This window comes from Fulvivirga maritima (assembly GCF_021389955.1).
Lineage (GTDB): Bacteria > Bacteroidota > Bacteroidia > Cytophagales > Cyclobacteriaceae > Fulvivirga > Fulvivirga maritima.
In genome coordinates this window covers 3,098,369-3,116,168 of record NZ_CP089980.1, presented here as the reverse complement: position 1 = coordinate 3,116,168, position 17,800 = coordinate 3,098,369, and the positions used below count along the sequence as shown (strand labels likewise).

At 38.9% G+C, this 17,800-nt stretch carries 14 protein-coding genes; 9 read left to right on the top strand and 5 right to left on the bottom strand.

Translation table 11 applies throughout. The features are described 5' to 3' along the window. Positions 1 to 56 precede the first annotated feature (56 nt). The 5 genes from LVD15_RS13390 to LVD15_RS13370 all read left to right on the top strand — a co-directional run bounded on the left by LVD15_RS13390 (position 57) and on the right by LVD15_RS13370 (position 7,076). Positions 57 to 2,321 carry an ATP-dependent helicase gene (locus tag LVD15_RS13390; RefSeq protein WP_233780826.1) on the top strand — a complete coding sequence of 755 codons (2,265 nt, stop codon included), beginning with the start codon at positions 57 to 59 and terminating at the stop codon, positions 2,319 to 2,321. A 21-nt stretch (positions 2,322 to 2,342) separates the two neighbouring features. Next, positions 2,343 to 2,981 carry a DUF4290 domain-containing protein gene (locus LVD15_RS13385; RefSeq protein ID WP_233780825.1) on the top strand — a complete coding sequence of 213 codons (639 nt, stop codon included), beginning with the start codon at positions 2,343 to 2,345 and terminating at the stop codon, positions 2,979 to 2,981. Then, complete coding sequence (gene murA, locus LVD15_RS13380) at positions 2,981 to 4,294, top strand: UDP-N-acetylglucosamine 1-carboxyvinyltransferase (RefSeq protein ID WP_233780824.1); 1,314 nt, start codon at positions 2,981 to 2,983, stop codon at positions 4,292 to 4,294. Before LVD15_RS13385 ends, murA begins: the two co-directional genes overlap by 1 nt. Before the next feature lie 39 nt (positions 4,295 to 4,333). Then, entirely contained in the window at positions 4,334 to 5,152 is an 819-nt protein-coding gene (locus LVD15_RS13375; protein WP_233780823.1) for a mechanosensitive ion channel family protein, read from the top strand. Between the two features lie 91 nt (positions 5,153 to 5,243). Then, positions 5,244 to 7,076, top strand: coding sequence for a family 43 glycosylhydrolase (locus tag LVD15_RS13370; RefSeq protein ID WP_233780822.1), 1,833 nt, complete (start codon positions 5,244 to 5,246; stop codon positions 7,074 to 7,076). Positions 7,077 to 7,139: 63 nt separating this feature from the next. Here LVD15_RS13370 and LVD15_RS13365 read toward each other — a convergent pair whose 3' ends face one another. Continuing rightward, a complete protein-coding gene (locus LVD15_RS13365; RefSeq protein WP_233780821.1) occupies positions 7,140 to 8,051 on the bottom strand; it encodes a ribose-phosphate diphosphokinase in 912 nt (303 codons plus the stop codon). Positions 8,052 to 8,093: 42 nt separating this feature from the next. Then, positions 8,094 to 8,531: a hypothetical protein gene (locus LVD15_RS13360; protein ID WP_233780820.1), complete on the bottom strand. Its 438-nt coding sequence runs from the start codon at positions 8,529 to 8,531 to the stop codon at positions 8,094 to 8,096. A gap of 368 nt (positions 8,532 to 8,899) precedes the next feature. On the opposite strand from LVD15_RS13360, the gene LVD15_RS13355 reads away from it, so the two are divergent. Continuing rightward, positions 8,900 to 9,235: a hypothetical protein gene (locus tag LVD15_RS13355; RefSeq protein WP_233780819.1), complete on the top strand. Its 336-nt coding sequence runs from the start codon at positions 8,900 to 8,902 to the stop codon at positions 9,233 to 9,235. Here the strand turns inward: LVD15_RS13355 and LVD15_RS13350 are convergent. Beyond that, entirely contained in the window at positions 9,208 to 10,311 is a 1,104-nt protein-coding gene (locus tag LVD15_RS13350) for a fatty acid desaturase family protein (protein WP_233780818.1), read from the bottom strand. The genes LVD15_RS13355 and LVD15_RS13350 overlap by 28 nt on opposite strands. Positions 10,312 to 10,547: 236 nt before the next feature. Continuing rightward, complete coding sequence (locus LVD15_RS13345) at positions 10,548 to 11,204, bottom strand: pyridoxamine 5'-phosphate oxidase family protein (RefSeq protein WP_233780817.1); 657 nt, start codon at positions 11,202 to 11,204, stop codon at positions 10,548 to 10,550. Positions 11,205 to 11,292: 88 nt separating this feature from the next. Between LVD15_RS13345 and pdxR the strand changes: the two genes are divergently transcribed. Continuing rightward, positions 11,293 to 12,756: a MocR-like pyridoxine biosynthesis transcription factor PdxR gene (pdxR, locus tag LVD15_RS13340; RefSeq protein ID WP_233780816.1), complete on the top strand. Its 1,464-nt coding sequence runs from the start codon at positions 11,293 to 11,295 to the stop codon at positions 12,754 to 12,756. On the opposite strand, the gene dnaA is transcribed toward pdxR, so the two are convergent. Continuing rightward, positions 12,737 to 14,161 carry a chromosomal replication initiator protein DnaA gene (dnaA, locus tag LVD15_RS13335; RefSeq protein ID WP_233780815.1) on the bottom strand — a complete coding sequence of 475 codons (1,425 nt, stop codon included), beginning with the start codon at positions 14,159 to 14,161 and terminating at the stop codon, positions 12,737 to 12,739. The genes pdxR and dnaA overlap by 20 nt on opposite strands. 269 nt (positions 14,162 to 14,430) lie before the next feature. On the opposite strand from dnaA, the gene LVD15_RS13330 reads away from it, so the two are divergent. Both LVD15_RS13330 and scpA read left to right on the top strand, forming a co-directional pair. Further along, complete coding sequence (locus LVD15_RS13330; RefSeq protein WP_233780814.1) at positions 14,431 to 15,546, top strand: methylmalonyl-CoA mutase family protein; 1,116 nt, start codon at positions 14,431 to 14,433, stop codon at positions 15,544 to 15,546. An 11-nt stretch (positions 15,547 to 15,557) separates the two neighbouring features. Then, positions 15,558 to 17,687 (top strand): methylmalonyl-CoA mutase, encoded by a 2,130-nt coding sequence (scpA, locus tag LVD15_RS13325; RefSeq protein ID WP_233780813.1) that lies wholly within the window; start codon positions 15,558 to 15,560, stop codon positions 17,685 to 17,687. Positions 17,688 to 17,800: the final 113 nt, after the last annotated feature.

Genomic DNA, 17,800 nt, shown 5'->3' with positions numbered 1-17,800 from the left:
ATATTCAATTAATTTTGGATGTTGGAAATCTAAACAGGAAGGATTAAAGTTCGAGAATGGATTATTTAAAAAGCCTCAACGAGCCTCAATATGAAGGCGTGGTAAACACAGAAGGTCCTACCATGATTATCGCGGGTGCGGGTTCGGGAAAAACAAGAGTACTAACTTACCGTATTGCTTACCTGATGGAAAAAAAAGGAGTTGATCCTTTTAATATATTATCACTTACATTTACAAACAAGGCCGCCAAAGAAATGCGCGACCGTATAGAGAAGGTAGTAGGCACTGATGCCCGTAACCTATGGATGGGTACTTTCCACTCTGTATTTGCGCGTATACTCAGGTCTGAGGCCGATAAGCTTGGCTACCCTAGCAACTTCACTATCTATGATGCTGATGATGCCAAACAGCTCATCAAATCAATAGTAAAAGAAATGAACCTTGATGATAAGGTATATAAGCCTAATGTGGTACTTAACCGTATTTCTGGAGCTAAAAACCGCCTTATATCATGGAGAGAATACATCAAAAACCCAATTTACCGAGCTGACGACGAAAGCAATATGAAGCCTGAGCTGGGTAGAATATATAAAACCTACTCTGAGCGCTGCTTTAAAGCTGGAGCCATGGACTTTGATGACCTGCTGTTTAACACCAACGTGCTTTTTAAAGAGCATCTGGATGTGCTTAATAAATATCAGCAACGCTTTCATTATGTTATGGTCGATGAGTTTCAGGATACTAACATATCTCAGTATCTCATTACCAAAAAGCTCTCTGCCGTACGTCAAAACATTTGTGTGGTGGGTGATGATGCACAAAGTATCTACGCCTTCCGTGGTGCTGATATTCAAAACATACTCAATTTTGAAAAAGATTACCCTGACTTAAGGGTTATAAAGCTGGAACAAAACTATCGTTCTACTAAAAACATAGTAAACGCGGCCAACTCTATTATTAGTAAAAACCGCGCTCAGCTCAAGAAAAATGTCTGGACTGATAATGATTTAGGTACTCTAATAGAACTACTACGAGCCACTTCAGATAACGAAGAAGGAAAGCTGGTAGCCTCATCTATTTTCGAAGAGAAAATGCAAAATCATCTTAAAAATAGTGATTTTGCTATCCTTTATAGAACCAATAGTCAGTCACGTGCTATGGAAGAAGCCCTAAGAAGGATGAACATTAAGTACAAAATAGTGGGTGGTCTTTCTTTCTACCAGAGAAAGGAGATCAAAGACTTAATGGCTTATCTGAGGTATTCTATTAACCATAATGACGAACAGTCTTTAAGACGGATAATCAATTACCCTAAGCGTGGTATTGGTGATTCCAGCCTTGACAAAATAATTGTAGCGGCCAATGAAAACAACATTGGTCTTTGGGATGTTCTCACTAACATTAGTTCATACATTCCGGGCAGAGTTGCTAATGCCGTAATTGATTTTGTTAGCTTAATTAAGCGTTTCAAAATAGATATTGAAAACAAAGATGCGTTTGAAGCGGCCAATCTTATAGCCAAAGGATCTGGCATACTTAAAGCACTTTATGAAGATAAAACGGTAGAAGGACTTAGCCGGTATGAAAACGTTCAAGAACTTCTCAACGCGGTAAAGGAATTTGTTGATGATCCTGAAAAGGAAGACAAATCACTAGGCTCTTTCTTACAAGAAATAGCGCTAATCACCGGAGTGGATAATGACAAGGATGATGACGATGACAAAGTCACCATGATGACTATACACATGGCCAAAGGACTTGAGTTTAAAAATGTGTATATTGTAGGTATGGAAGAGGATCTTTTCCCGTCGCAAATGATGCTGAGTAGTAGAGCAGATCTGGAAGAAGAAAGACGTCTTTTCTATGTGGCAATTACAAGAGCTGAGCACAAACTCTACTTGTCATATGCTCTGTCACGCTATCGTTTCGGTAGATTAAAAAACTGTGAACCTAGCCGATTTATTGATGAAATAGATCCTTCGTTTATAAAAGTAAGCAAACGGCATACTAAGGTAGAATCAAGACCTTCTTCTGAAGGTAATGGAGATTTTGCCAAAAGCTTTGTTAGCGGTATAAAAAGAACCACATCTTCACAGCCCGTAACCAGAAAGTCTAACTATAAAGCACCGATGGACTTTAAACCAAGTGATACCTCCACCCTAAAAGCAGGCATGAAGGTAGAACATCCTAAATTTGGCTACGGTAAAGTGATGGAAATGGACGAAAGTGGCGCTAATCGCAAAGCCAAGGTGCATTTTGACGACTTTGGAGAAAAAACTTTATTACTTAGTTTTGCTAAATTAAGAATACACTCAAATTAGAGATTAATCCCCTTATAATTAATGGAATATAACACAAGCCAACCTGCTTTGATACTTAGAGAATACGGCAGGAATGTACAAAAGCTGGTAAAGTATATTAAAACAATAGAAGACAAAGAAGAGCGCTCTCAAAAGGCAGCTACACTAATAGAGCTGATGAGACAAGTGACTCCTTCTGTTAAAGAAACTATTGAAACCAACCAGAAGCTTTGGGATGACCTTTACATCATGGCTGATTTTGATTTGGAGATAGACGGACCTTTCCCTCCTCCTGAGCAATCAGTAATCAATAAAAAGCCCAAGAGACTGGACTATGTTTACTATAATGTTAAATATAAACACTATGGTAGAAACATAGAGCTTTTAATTAACCAGGCGATTGATAAAGAGGACCCTCAGGAAAAAGAAGAGGCTATCATTTATATAGGCAAACTGATGAAGAGCTTCTACAGCAGCTGGAACAATGAGGTAATCGATGATGCTATTATTCTTGAGAATATGAAGAGCATTTCTAAGGGTAAGCTAGACATCGACTTAGAGAAAGTAAAGGAAGACAATCTGTTTGAAAGGCTTTATAAAAACAAGCGCAAGACCAACAACCAAAGGTCTTCAAAAAATGATAACCGCAAATCAAACAACAGAAGGAGAAGAAAAAATTAATGAGTTCTTTCAAGATTCAGGGAGGCAACACCCTCAAAGGAGAAATAATACCACAGGGAGCCAAAAACGAAGCTCTCCAAATTATAGCGGCCACTCTACTTACAGAGGAACCCGTTACTTTACACAAGATCCCTAACATCAGGGATGTAAACAAACTTATAGAGCTGGTAGGCGATTTAGGTGCCAGCGTAGAAAAGCTGGATTCCGAATCATACCGAATTACAGCTAAAAATTTAAATGTAGATTTTCTAGAGTCAGATCAATATAAAAACAAAGCCGCTTCTTTAAGAGGATCTATCATGATCCTGGGACCTCTTTTGGCTCGCTATGGCAAAGCCAAAATACCTAAGCCCGGAGGTGATAAAATAGGCAGAAGAAGATTAGATACTCACTTTCTAGGCTTTATAAAGCTGGGAGCTAAGTTTAACTACTCTTCTAAAGACAGTTTTTATACTATCGATGCTTCTAACCTGCATGGAGCTTACATGCTCTTAGATGAGGCCTCAGTAACCGGAACAGCTAACGTACTTATGGCAGCTGTACTGGCTAAAGGCAAAACTACTATTTATAATGCTGCCTGCGAGCCTTACATACAACAGCTATGTAAAATGCTCAATCGTATGGGAGCTAAAATTCAGGGAATAGGCTCAAACCTACTGACCATTGAGGGGGTGGATCAACTAGGTGGTACTGAGCATACCTTACTTCCTGATATGATTGAAATAGGCAGTTTTATTGGCCTGGCTGCTATGACACAATCAGAAATTACCATTAAAAATGCCGGCGTAGAGCACTTAGGACTTATACCTGATGTGTTTAAAAGGTTGGGAGTTAATATGATCATTAAAGATGATGACATTATAATTCCGGAACAAAAGCGCTACGAGATAGATACTTTTATTGATGGTTCTATCATGACTGTAGCTGATGCACCATGGCCAGGCTTTACTCCTGACCTACTCAGCATTGTGTTAGTAACAGCCATACAGGCAAAAGGCACCGTGCTGGTACATCAAAAGATGTTTGAAAGTCGTTTATTCTTTGTAGATAAGCTAATAGACATGGGAGCACAGATTATTTTGTGTGATCCTCACAGAGCTACTGTTATAGGCTTGGACAGAAAACAGCCTTTACGTGGCATTAAAATGTCATCACCTGATATAAGAGCCGGAGTATCATTACTTATTGCCGCTTTATCAGCTGAAGGTGAAAGTGTAATATCAAATGTAGAGCAGATAGATAGAGGATATCAAAATATAGATGAGAGATTAAATTTATTAGGGGCTGATATTCAAAGGATTGAACAACTCTGATGAGAAGACGTTTCAATAAAATAAATAAACCTCAATAAAATGGAATACCTAGAGCAGGCCAAAACCTTTCTCGCTACTAGAGGGGTAGAGCTAGGCCTAATGATTATCAAAGCTGCTGTAATCCTCATAATAGGATTGCAGGTAGTAAAATTCTTATCCAGAACTTTTTACAAGTTTATGGACAGCCGAAATTTTGACGCATCTCTGAAGCCTTTTCTCAAAAGTCTTTTTCATAACATACTCTTAATATTATTGATATTAAGCGTATTGGCCACTTTAGGTATAGAGATGACCTCATTTGTAGCAATTATTGGTGCTGCAGGTTTGGCTGTAGGCTTAGCGTTGCAAGGCACTCTACAAAATTTTGCTGGCGGTGTTATCATTCTTACCCTAAAACCTTTTAGAGTAGGTGATTATATTGATGGAGGAAGTGTAGCCGGTACGGTGAAAGAAATTCAGATTTTCCATACCATACTCGCTACCCCTGATAACGTAAGAATCACCGTTCCTAACGGGCAATTATCTAACAATTCTATCAAAAATTACTCAGCCAATGATACCCGAAGAGTGGATTTGGTTTTCGGTATAGGCTATGATGACGATATTAAAAAGGCCAAAGAGATACTTCAAAACATGGTAAAGTCAGATGAGCGAGTATTGGAAGATCCTGCTCCTTCTGTAACAGTAGCCAGCCTGGGAGATAGCTCTGTAAACTTCAATGTGAGACCCTGGGTAAACCGTGCCGATTATTGGGATGTCTACTGGGACTTTCAGGAAAATGTAAAGTTAGAATTTGACAAAAACGGAATCTCTATTCCATTCCCTCAGCGCGATGTTCACATCTACAACGAAAAGTGACATACATCATACGATTAAAAATCAGCCATCTTAACCAGATGGCTTTTTTTTGTCCTTTATTTGCAGGCATAACTAAAAACGTAGATGAGCAATGAAAATAAGGCGTAGCAATATGGGCATGCTGTTCATTTTATTCATAATAATGGCCAGCTGCACATCTAAAGAAAAGGAGTCATCTGTACCCGAAAAACAAACCAAAACTACTGAGTTTGACACGTATTGTAATCCTGTAGACATAGATTACAGCTACATGTCTCACTATGCATATAGAGGCGTTTCTTACCGATCAGGAGCTGACCCGGCGGTGATTAATTACAAAGGAAAGTATTATATGTTTGTGACCCGTTCTCATGGTTATTGGGTATCTGATGACATGAGCAATTGGAAGTTTATAAAACCACAAAGCTGGTATTTTAATGGTAGCAACGCTCCGGCCGCTGCCGTTCTTAATGATGAAATTATTGTATTGGGAGACCCTTCAGGCCATGGAGCCGTTATTAAAACCAACAACCCTGAATTAGGCAACTGGCAAACTACATACAGTGTAATTCCTATTTCAATTCAAGATCCTGACTTGTTTGTAGATGATGATGGCAAAGTGTATTTATACGAAGAATCATCTAACCTTTATCCTTTAAGAGTGGTAGAGTTAGATCCAAATAACCATTTTGTACCTAAAGGAGAGCAACAAGATCTTTTTAAACTTCACCCTGATGAGCACGGCTGGGAGCGCTTTGGACAGGATCATAAATCAGACATAGATCCTTATCTTGAAGGCCCGTGGATGAGCAAGCACAACGGAAAATATTATCTGGAATACAGTGCCCCTGGCACCCAGTGGAACGTTTACGCTGATGGTGTTTATACTAGTGATAATCCGCTAGGACCATTTGAATATGCTCCATATAACCCTATTTCATACAAACCAGGAGGCTTCCTTACCGGCGCTGGTCATGGTAGCACCGTTAAAGATAATCAAGGTCATTACTGGCACTTCGCCAGCATGCCCATTTCTGTAAACTATAAGTTTGAAAGAAGAATAGGTATGTTCCCAGCAGGTTTTGAAGGCGAACAAATGTATGTAAACACTGCCTATGGAGATTACCCTCATTACCTACCCCATGTAGAGTTAGAGGACAACAAAAATCGTTTTACAGGCTGGATGTTATTGACTTATAAAAAGCCTGCCACTAGCAACTCTACCATAAGCGGAGTAGAACGCAAAGTGGTAGATGAGAGTGACACCGGCTTTATGCTTGAGCAAGAAGAGCCTGATTACTCTGCTGCTATGGTTACAGATGAAAACATACGTACTTACTGGGTAGCCGCCAATAGCAGTGACTCGCTCTACCTTCAGGTAGATTTAGAAAAAGAGATGACGGTCAACGCTGTACAGCTGAACTTTCAGGATTTCAACTCTAACATTTTCGGAAGGCCTGATACTTTGAAATATCAATTTACCATTGACTACTCTACTGATGGCAAAAACTGGAGTACCATGATTGACTATAGCAAAAATGAAAGAGATCAGCCCCATGCTTATATAGAGCTAGAAGAGCCCGTAGAAGCTCGTTATGTTCGTTATAACAATATACATATTCCTCATCAGTACCTAGCCATATCAGACTTCAGAGTGTTTGGAAAGGGCCATGAGGCTGTACCTGTTACTCCCGCAAATTTCAAAGCTAACAGACAGGAAGATAGAAGAAATACCGATTTAACCTGGGAGCCTTCTGACTCAGCCATAGGCTATGTGGTGTACTGGGGAATAAGCAAAGACAGATTAAATAACTCTGTAATGATTTATGAAAAAAATGCCTATGAACTAAGAGCGTTAAACATAGATCAAAAATATTATTATCAGGTAGAAGCCTTTAGTGAAAACGGCGTATCTGAGAAAAGCCCAATTTTAGAAACTGAATAACAAGCATAAAAAAGGCCTTTAAGAAACTATTCTTAAAGGCCTTTTTCACTTTTAAAGTCTTGGTTAGTGCATCGCTATCTCATTTACTAAATCAGATACGCTCCTCACTTCCAGAAAATCATCTTCTATTTTCATTACATTAGGGTGAGTATCACACGTGATCACTTTTTCTATAAGCCCACAGTTTTTCAACCTCTCAAAACCATTCTTAATAAACAAACCGTGAGTGGTTATCACATAAATTTTTTCAGCACCAGCCTCATGGTATACCTTCGCAGCATTGACAATGCTACCTCCTGATCGGATCATATCATCATAGATAATTACCGTTTTACCATGAACATCTGCATTAACAGCACTAATCTCTGTCTGATCTCCCTCCAATCTTCTTTTCAAAACAAAAGCTGCATTTACGCCCAGATCATTGGCTAAAGACTCCACCCATTTTGCCCTACCGGCATCAGTACTAGCCATAACAAAGTTATCTCCTCCGTATTCCCTGGCTGCATCATGCACAATAGATTTGCAATAAATATGTACTGCCCTGATGTTACTTTCAAAATAGTGTGGTATTCCTTCTGTATGTAAATCAAACAGAAATATACGGTTTCCCTTATAGCTGTTAGGAATGTTACTTAACAGTTTGGCTCTGGTTTTAGCGGCTACTACTTCTCCCTCTCTCACCCTTCTCTCCATGGTAGAGTAACCAAAATATGGAACCACCAAACGTAATGAATTCGCTCCTAAACTCACGATGGTAGAAGCCAGATCATAAATCTCCAGGGTGGCTTCATCATTAATAGTACCTCCTAATAGTATGATATTCCTATCTTCCACTTCTGTGAGAATCCTCTGATAGCGCTCGCCGTCAGAAAACTTTCTCACCTCCACCTCTCCTGCTTCAAGCTTATTAGATAATAGAACCTGCTGAGCTAAATAGTCATAGTCAGTAGTGTGGAATAATATTTTTTTCATGTAAATGGTATTGTAAGCCCAAAATGAGGCTTCATTATATATTTAGTTACTACTAGTATTTAAGCTATCAGATGTCATTAAAGCCATCACTTCTTCCCAATCTTCAAGCGGATCAAAACCTGCCTTATCTTCAAATAAAACATTGAAATACGGCTTATTTTCATAATAGCCATAGTTCTCACTCCTCACTTCAGGGTTTTCATTTACATAATCAAAAAAAATATTATTCTCCTCAAAGAAACGGAGGTAATTTTTTAACTCATGCGGATGTGAACAGGTATATAGGATACTTACTACATCCTTCCTTTTGGTAATAATTTGTAATGTTTCTTTAGCCAGAGGATAAAATTCAGTTGGAATCTCTTTGGTTGACCAGTTAGGTTTAATGATGGTATCATGAATGTCAAAGGCCCAGTATGTTCTATCCCATCCTTTTCTCTCTGCATGCACAAATGCCTTTTTTATTGCTTTGGTAATCATTGTTATTATCTTTTAATCAACCTCGTCTTCTATACTACTCCTTTGTAATATCGATTTTATCTTAAAAGCCGCCAAATGGTTCATAAACAGATAAAATCATCAAATCAGTATTCGCAAAATTACCTTTTTCAATTTTATTGACCAATATTGACAGGTGAGTATACAGGTACTACTCAGCATAAATATACTCGCTGACATATTGAAAATGCAGTAAAGACCTGGTAAAAGTTACATCTCCTTAATTGAGACTATCATTAATGCAGGTGACTCCTTAGTAAATTAGCATTATTAAACTACGGAGACCAGTAACCAGAAAAACGGGGCGTACCGAAAAGCCATAAGAGTAGGAATACCTAAACAATCACCTAATGCCTATAATAAAAAATATTGACAGCCTTACTGCCGACGAAATTCATCATGAACTTCAGAATGGAGCCAAGTTTGTGAAATTTCAATATTGCATCTCCATAATAATACTCACCTTCAAGAACAATAGTGACATTTATTTTATAAAAGCAGGAGAATCAACAACCAAGCACAGCATCAGCTTTATTTGCCTATCTGTGCTTCTTGGCTGGTGGGGATTACCCTGGGGGCCTCTTTACACCATCAAATCATTATATATTAATTTGAAAGGAGGAACAGACATCACCCAGGAATTATTGTCAGACTATACTTATACTGCTGCTGGTACAGGGGCGTGAAACTCTTCTCTACCAAATTTCTTAAGCATTTTATAGTGTGAGTTTAATGCTCCTTTAAAGGTTTTATTTTCATGAAAAGGAACATTATGTTTCTTAGCTACTCGCTCCACTATCTTAGAAATTTCAGGATAGTGTACATGACAAATATTAGGAAACAAATGATGTTCTACCTGAAAATTCAAACCTCCACAAAAGAATTTGGCTGTCCAGCTATCTCTTGAAAAGTCTGCTGTTGTCATCATTTGATGGATAGCCCAGCTCTCATCTACCTGACCTTCTTCTCCAGGTTCAGGAAAGTCAGTACCTTCTACCACGTGCGCCAGCTGAAAGACCAATCCTAAAACAAGACCTTCGGCCCAGTGCATCATAAAAAAGCCTATGATAAACTGCCACCACGTAATATCCATAACTAATAAAGGCACTACTATAAAAAGAGTATAATAGAGAATTTTGTAAAAGAATAAGTTAAAATACTCTTTACGTGGATGATTGGTATTATCCGTACAACCTATTTCCTTTTTAAAGAATTTCATATAATCCTTACGAAACACCCAAGACAGAGAAGCCAATCCATATAAAAAGAAAGCATATAAATGCTGATATCTCATCATTGGCTTCATTTTTTCCATAGGAGAAAGCCTCACCAAACCAGGAGCTACATCCAAATCCTCATCATGCCCAGGTATATTAGTATAGGTATGATGCACCTGATTATGAGTTATTTTCCAAACATAGGCGTTTGCCCCTATTAGGTTAAAACTCATACTCAAAACCTGATTAACACTCCTTTTAGAAGAATATGCCCCATGAATAGCATCATGACTTACATTAAAACCAATGAAAGCCTGGATCATACCTATGAGAATTGCGAGTAATAAATTTACCCACATATTAAACCCTCCGAATAATATCATAAAATATACTAAAACCAGGGAGCCCAGAAAAAACACGGATTTCATTATCATTTCTCCGTTAGCATGTTTGCCTATATTATTGTCTTTAAAATAAGCATCTACTTCCTTTCTTACTTCTGCATAAAAAGCAGGGCTCTTCCTGCCATTGAATTTAATTTTCATTCTTGTGTATTTAAAAAATTTTGTTGGCTCTCCCAACACGAGAATTATAAGATGGGTAATTGGACTCTTTAGATTTTCGCCAGGTTATTGCGCATTAATTTTTTAAAAATCCAAATAAATAAAGTTTAGCCTCTTCCAAGTCATATCACTTAAAATTATAATTAATTTACCTTATTACATAAACTTTTTTTCGATTTTCATGTTAAGCGCTGTATTCATTTTACCGGCACGCCCCATTATACAAAACCATTCTGTAAATAATTCCTTATGGAGCCAGAAACTTTCATATTATGACTAAAATCATCTCCTATAGGCTCTGATTTTTTTAAGGTTAAAGGCACCAATCCGGCCCATACGTCTAACTCATAATCTTCCTTATCATCAACAGGACCTCCTTGCCTTATCTTTACTGATGCCTGCTCTATATCTACAGCGAGAACAGAAGTAGCTTTTAACTCCTTAGCATTCGGCTTTCTCACTTCTTCCCATCTGCCAGGCATCACCTGTTCTGAAATTATAAATAAGGCTTCTTCCTTATCCTCATCAGCTACAGGCACCGCTCTTCCAAACACCACGACAGAACGGTAATTAGCGGAATGATGAAAAGCAGATCTCGCCAAAACAATACCATCTAAATGAGTTACTGCCAAACTCATTTCTACCCCTTCATGCAATGTCTTTATCATTCTACTGGTAGTAGCCCCATGAATAAATAGCGTATTCCTTTTTCTGCCATAAATTGTAGGAATAATAAAAGGCTGATCAGCCACCACAAAACTAATATGACATAAAAAACTGTCATCTAACACTTTATAAACAGCCTCCTTATCATATGAAGCTCTTTTAGCCACACGTTTTACTTTGTTTCGATTGGTAATGTTATACTGTTCCATGTTTCATTAATTTTTGGATTATTTGTCAAAATAAACCAAAAAGTGGACTACCTTAAGGAGCCAATTACAAATTAACAGATGGTCCGGTATGTTCCCGTGGAAATCAACATTAGCAATTAGTGAAACGAGCAGCTCTCCTATTTATTTGCAAATAGCCAATAATATCATAAGGCTTATTTCTTCTGGGAAACTAGCCAAAGGACATAAAATACCCGGCAGCCGAGGAATGTCCGATCTTTTAGAAATCAACAGAAAAACGGTTATACAGGCTTATGATGAACTTACCGCGCAAGGCTGGCTGTATAGCATGCCATCTAAAGGCACTTTTGTAAGTGAGAATTTACCTATTATTAGTCCAAAACCATTACAGGAGACAAATACAACTGAAGACACCAGCGGCAATCCTGTTTATAATAACTTCAATTTCATACCACCATATTCCCCACAAGCAATAAATACGCTTGAGATTAATGATGGCTCACCAGACCATAGATTAGCACCGATCGACTGGATATATAAAGAGTGTAAGTCTTTTAGTAAATCAAAATACGGGAAGCTATTATTGAAATATAATGACGTTAAAGGTGATGAAACCTTAAGGAAAGAGCTTGCCCGCTACCTGGCTGAGACCCGAGGAATGAATATTACCCCAGACCATATTTTAATCACACGGGGCAGCCAAATGGGAATCTTTCTCATAGCTTCCGCCACCCTAAAGCCTTCGGACTATGCGATAGTAGGAGACTCCAGTTATGATGCTGCAGACTGGACCATTCAATACACCGGAGCTAAAATTCACAGGATAACAGTAGATAAAGAAGGCCTTAATACCGATGAACTAGAAGCATTTTGCAAAAAGAATCAGGTAAAACTGGTATACATTACTCCTCATCATCATTTCCCTACTACCGTCACGCTCTCTAACCACCGCAGAATCAAACTCCTTGAACTATCTTTAAAATACAATTTCACAGTTATAGAAGATGACTACGATTATGATTTCCATTACAGCAGCAGTCCTTTATTACCACTAGCCAGCTTAAACCATAAGGCTCATGTGGCGTACATTGGGTCATTTAGCAAAATATTTGCTCCATCTATCAGGGTCGGGTACATTACTGCGCACCCTGAATTTATTGATGAGCTTTCTAAAATAAGAAGAATAGTGGACCGTCAGGGTGATCCGGTAATAGAAAGAGTAATAGCAGAAAGCATTATTTCTGGTGAATTGAACAGGCATTTAAAAAAGACCGTAAAAGAGTACAAAGGACGGAGAGATCATTTCTGTAAACTACTAAAGCTGCATTTAGGTGATTACACTCACTTCACTACTCCTGAAGGAGGCATGGCCATTTGGACCACTTTTAACAAAGAAATTCCTCTGAAGCAAGCATTAAACAGCGCTCATAATCATGGCCTATCTGTAAATGTAGACAAGCAGCATATTATAAAATACAATGCAATGAGATTGGGTTTTGCTTCTCTAAACTATAACGAAGCCGAAACAGCCATAACGAAGTTATCCGAAATAATTAAACAGAGCGCATCTTGAGCTTTTTACGAAGCTCTTCTACCTGAGATTTGAAAGTAGCATTGGTATCCATCATATCATTAACCGACTGTACTGCGTGAATCACCGTACTATGGTCACGACCTCCAAAATGATACCCAATTGATTTCAGCGAATGATTAGTGTATTCTTTAGAAAAATACATAGCTACCTGTCTGGCAATAACTATTTCCTTTTTCCTGATTTTATCTTTTAAGGAATCTACATCTACCTTAAAGTACTCACTCACCGTTTTCTGAATGTAGTCTATGCCTACTTCAGTTTCAATATCATGAACGATATTCTTAAGGGTTTGCTTGGCAAGCTCAAGGTCAATATCCACTCTATTTAAAGAGGCATGCGCTATTAATGAAATAAGCACCCCTTCCAGCTCACGAATATTAGTATCTACGCTATAAGCCAGGTATTCCACCACATTATCAGGAATGTAAATACCATCAGACTGCATTTTACGCTGTATGATAGCCACCCTGGTTTCATAATCAGGTTGCTGTAAATCAGCAGTTAAGCCCCACTTAAACCTACTAAGAAGTCTTTCCTGAAGCCCTTTAAGGTCTCTCGGAGGGCAATCACTAGTCATAACTATTTGCTTACCCGCCTGGTGCAAATGATTGAAAATATGGAAGAATATCTCTTGTGTTCTTTCCTTACCAGCTAAGAACTGAACATCATCTATTATCAAAATATCCACCTGCATATAGTAGTTCTGAAACTCCTGAATTTTATTATTCTTAAGAGCATCTATAAACTGATTGGTGAATTTTTCAGATGAGACATACAGCACAAAGCTATTCATCCTGTTATTCTTTATCTCATTACCTATGGCTTGCACCAAATGAGTCTTCCCTAGTCCTACTCCACCATAGAGCATTAAAGGGTTAAAAGATGTTACCCCTGGCTTTTGAGCTACCGCAAACCCAGCTGATCGAGCCAGGCGGTTGCAGTCTCCTTCTATGTAAGAATCAAAGGTATTATTCGGATTTAATTGCGATTGCTGGTATAGAGAATCTACCGATTTTAGTTGAAAAGGCGATACATAATCTTCCTTTGGCGAATGGCCATTGAAGTTAGTGTTTTTAGAAGTATTCCTATTAGGCAGATTTACTGAAAGAGGAGAGCTTTTGCTATTTCCCCTATCCACTATCACAGAATATTCCAGCCTGGCGTTAGGCCCCATTACTGAGGTAATAGCCTTCTTTAACACATGCACATAGTGCTCTTCCAGCCACTCATAAAAAAACTGACTAGGCACCTGTATTGTAAGCACATCATCGGAACACTTCAATGGAGATATAGGCTTGAACCAAGTGTTAAAACTCTGCTCCGCCACATTATCTTTGATCACCCGCAGGCAATCTTCCCATACTGTTTCACAATCTGTGTGCATGTATTATTTATCTAATAAGTAGAATGGTTCAAAATTTCTCCTGCTGGAGAAAAGGGTAACAAAATTGAGAAAAAAATCACGAACTTAAAAGAGACCTTGCAGTCTATTTGGAAAGAATTTTCACTTCTCATTTTATCTCCTTACGAAAGCCGTATATTATATTATATATATTATAACACATTTTTTTACAATTTGGTATGTTAACCTACATACTGAGTTAAGTTAATTAAAAACAGCTAACTTTACTAAGGAACCTTACATACCAAATTATGAGTAATCGACATAAGGAGCTATTTAAAGATTTTGAACCCCATTCTAAAGTTGAATGGATTAATATAACCAAGGAACAGCTAAAAGGTGAAGATGTTTTCTCAAAATTCTCCTGGCATCCGGAACCTGACCTTACTATGCTTCCCTACTACGATTCTTCTGATATCAGCTTCAAAAAAAACAATTTTGACAATCGCCTTTTTAAGACAAACCAACTCGAGGCTCCGGCCCGAAAATGGGACAACTTCCAACTCATAAACAGCAGTACTACCCAGGCGGCTAATAAGCAAGGCATAGAAGCTATTAATCAGGGAGCTACGGGACTAATATTTAACCTTCAAAACATTGAGGATGTTGACTTTGAGTGTCTACTTGAAGGTATAAACGCTACTAAATATAGCATATCCTTCAGCATTACTGAACACGCTGAAAAGCACCTGGATAACTATGTAAGATTTATAGACAAAAACAAATACAATCCTTCGGAAATCAGAGGAATAATTCTTAATAACAATAAAAGACTACAGGCTGATAAACTAGCTGACTATCCATTAAATAATCTGCATACCTTAGAAATAAAAGTTGATGCACAGCTTACTTATACTGACTCCATAGCACAGGCCTTACTTCAACTTATAGAGATTATTGAAAATATTAAATATGATAGCATTGAAAATGTCTTCATAAAACTGTTTTTCAATATACCGCTTGGGACAAAATATTTTGAAGAAATAGCTAGAGTTCAAACCATACGGAGGCTGACCTACCAAATAGCTTCGGCCTATGGATGCAAGCATTTTTTACCGGAAGACTTATACTTGCTAGGCTCCTCTCCTCCCTGGATTACGAAAAACTACGAACCTCAAAGCAATCTGTTAAAGACTACTACCTCCGCTATGGCTGCTATTATTGGAGGATGCAACGGCTTACTTTTATCCCCTTCAGATCCTGAAAGCGCTCTATTAAAAAGAATAGCCCTAAATACCTCCACCATTTTACAGGAAGAAGCCTACTTAAACACTACTAATGATCCTGTGGCCGGCACCTATTACCTTGAAAACATGATAGACCAGATGAGCCAGGTTGCCTGGAAAAAATTTCAGAACGTCATCTAAACTACTACCTCATGAAACCAGACTTCAGCAAGATAAACTACAATCAATTTCAGCCTGATCCTAAGCCAACAGACACAGCGAAACCTTGGCTCTCAGCTGAAAAAATCAATATACACCCTGCTTATACTGAAAAGGATTTTAAGAAACTGAACCACACCAGTTTCTCAGCAGGATTACCGCCCTACCTGAGAGGCCCCTACAGCACCATGTATGCTGGCAGGCCGTGGACCATTCGTCAGTATGCTGGGTTCTCTACCGCGGAGGAATCAAACGCCTTTTATAAAAGAAACCTGGCTGCCGGACAAAAAGGCCTTTCAGTGGCCTTTGACCTGGCTACACATCGAGGCTATGATTCTGACCACCCGCGAGTGGCTGGTGATGTAGGCAAAGCTGGAGTTGCTATTGACTCCATCCTTGACATGAAAGTGCTCTTCGATGAGATTCCATTAGATAAAATGTCCGTTTCCATGACCATGAACGGCGCAGTAATACCCATCATGGCATTTTATATAGCTGCAGCAGAAGAGCAGGGAGTGAAGCCTGAACAACTCAGTGGCACCATTCAAAACGACATTTTAAAAGAATTTATGGTAAGGAACACCTATATATACCCACCGGCTCCTTCCATGAAAATCATTGCTGATATCTTTGAATACACTTCCAAAAATATGCCTCGCTTTAATTCTATCAGCATCAGTGGCTATCATATGCAAGAGGCGGGAGCCACTGCTGACCTGGAGCTGGCCTACACCCTGGCCGATGGATTGGAGTATATTAGAACAGGTATAAAAGCTGGCATGGACATAGATGATTTCGCACCTCGCCTATCCTTCTTCTGGGCCATAGGCATGAATCATTTTATGGAAATAGCCAAAATGAGAGCCGGAAGAATGCTCTGGGCCAAACTAGTAAAGCAGTTTAACCCTAAAAACCCGAAATCATTAGCACTGAGAACACATTGCCAAACCTCTGGCTGGAGTCTGACAGAGCAAGATCCTTATAATAATGTGGTTCGTACCTGCACCGAAGCCATGGCCGCGGCCCTCGGACACACGCAATCTTTACATACTAACGCTCTGGACGAAGCTATTGCCCTACCCACTGATTTTTCTGCTCAAATAGCTAGAAATACTCAGATTTATTTACAGAAAGAGACCAATATTACTAAAGTAGTAGACCCCTGGGGTGGCTCTTATTATGTAGAAAGTCTTACCACTGACCTGGCCGCTAAAGCCTGGGAGCTGATAGAGGAAGTAGAAGAGCTGGGTGGCATGGCTAAAGCTATAGAAAGCGGCTTGCCCAAAATGCGAATAGAGGAAGCTGCGGCTAGAAAACAAGCAAGAATTGACTCTAACAAAGACATTATAGTAGGTGTAAACAAATACCGAACTGACGAACAACCCGATTTTGATATTTTAGAAGTAGATAATACCCGGGTAAGAGAACAACAGCTCAGACGATTAGAGGAGCTAAAGAAAAATAGAGATACTGATAAGGTAAACCACGCCCTTGATCTACTTACTAAAATAGCTGCAAAAGAAACCAGTGGCAATCTTTTAGAGGCGGCCATAGTAGCTGCCCGAGAACGAGCGTCATTAGGAGAAATTTCAGAGGCCATGGAAAAGGTTTTTGGAAGACACAAAGCCACCATCAAATCAATTTCAGGCGTATACTCAGAAGAAGCCCATATGGATAAAAACTTCAAAGAAGCCAAAGCCCTTTCAGACCAGTTTGCTGAGCTCGAAGGCCGCAGACCTCGTATTATGGTCGCCAAAATGGGACAAGATGGGCATGACCGAGGAGCCAAAGTCATAGCTACCAGCTTTGCTGACCTGGGTTTTGATGTTGATATTGGCCCATTATTTCAAACACCTGAAGAAGTAGCCCGTCAGGCAGCTGAAAATGATGTGCATGTAATAGGTGCTTCCAGTCTGGCAGCAAGCCATAAAACACTCATCCCTCAGCTTATTGATTCACTGAAAGCATTAGGAAGAGATGATATTATGGTAATAGCCGGTGGAGTAATCCCTCCTAAGGATTATGATTTTCTTTACCAGGCCGGTGTATCAGGCATTTTTGGCCCGGGAACCATAATAGCAGTCGCAGCTAAAGATATACTGACCCAGCTTTTAGAGGAATAAAGTGCTAACACACAAAATGTTAGAATAATATCTAAATTTTTATTAACTAGTATTTATTTACTGAAGACCTAAAAAAGGAATAGGCTTTACTTCAGAAACTTGAATCAAATGCT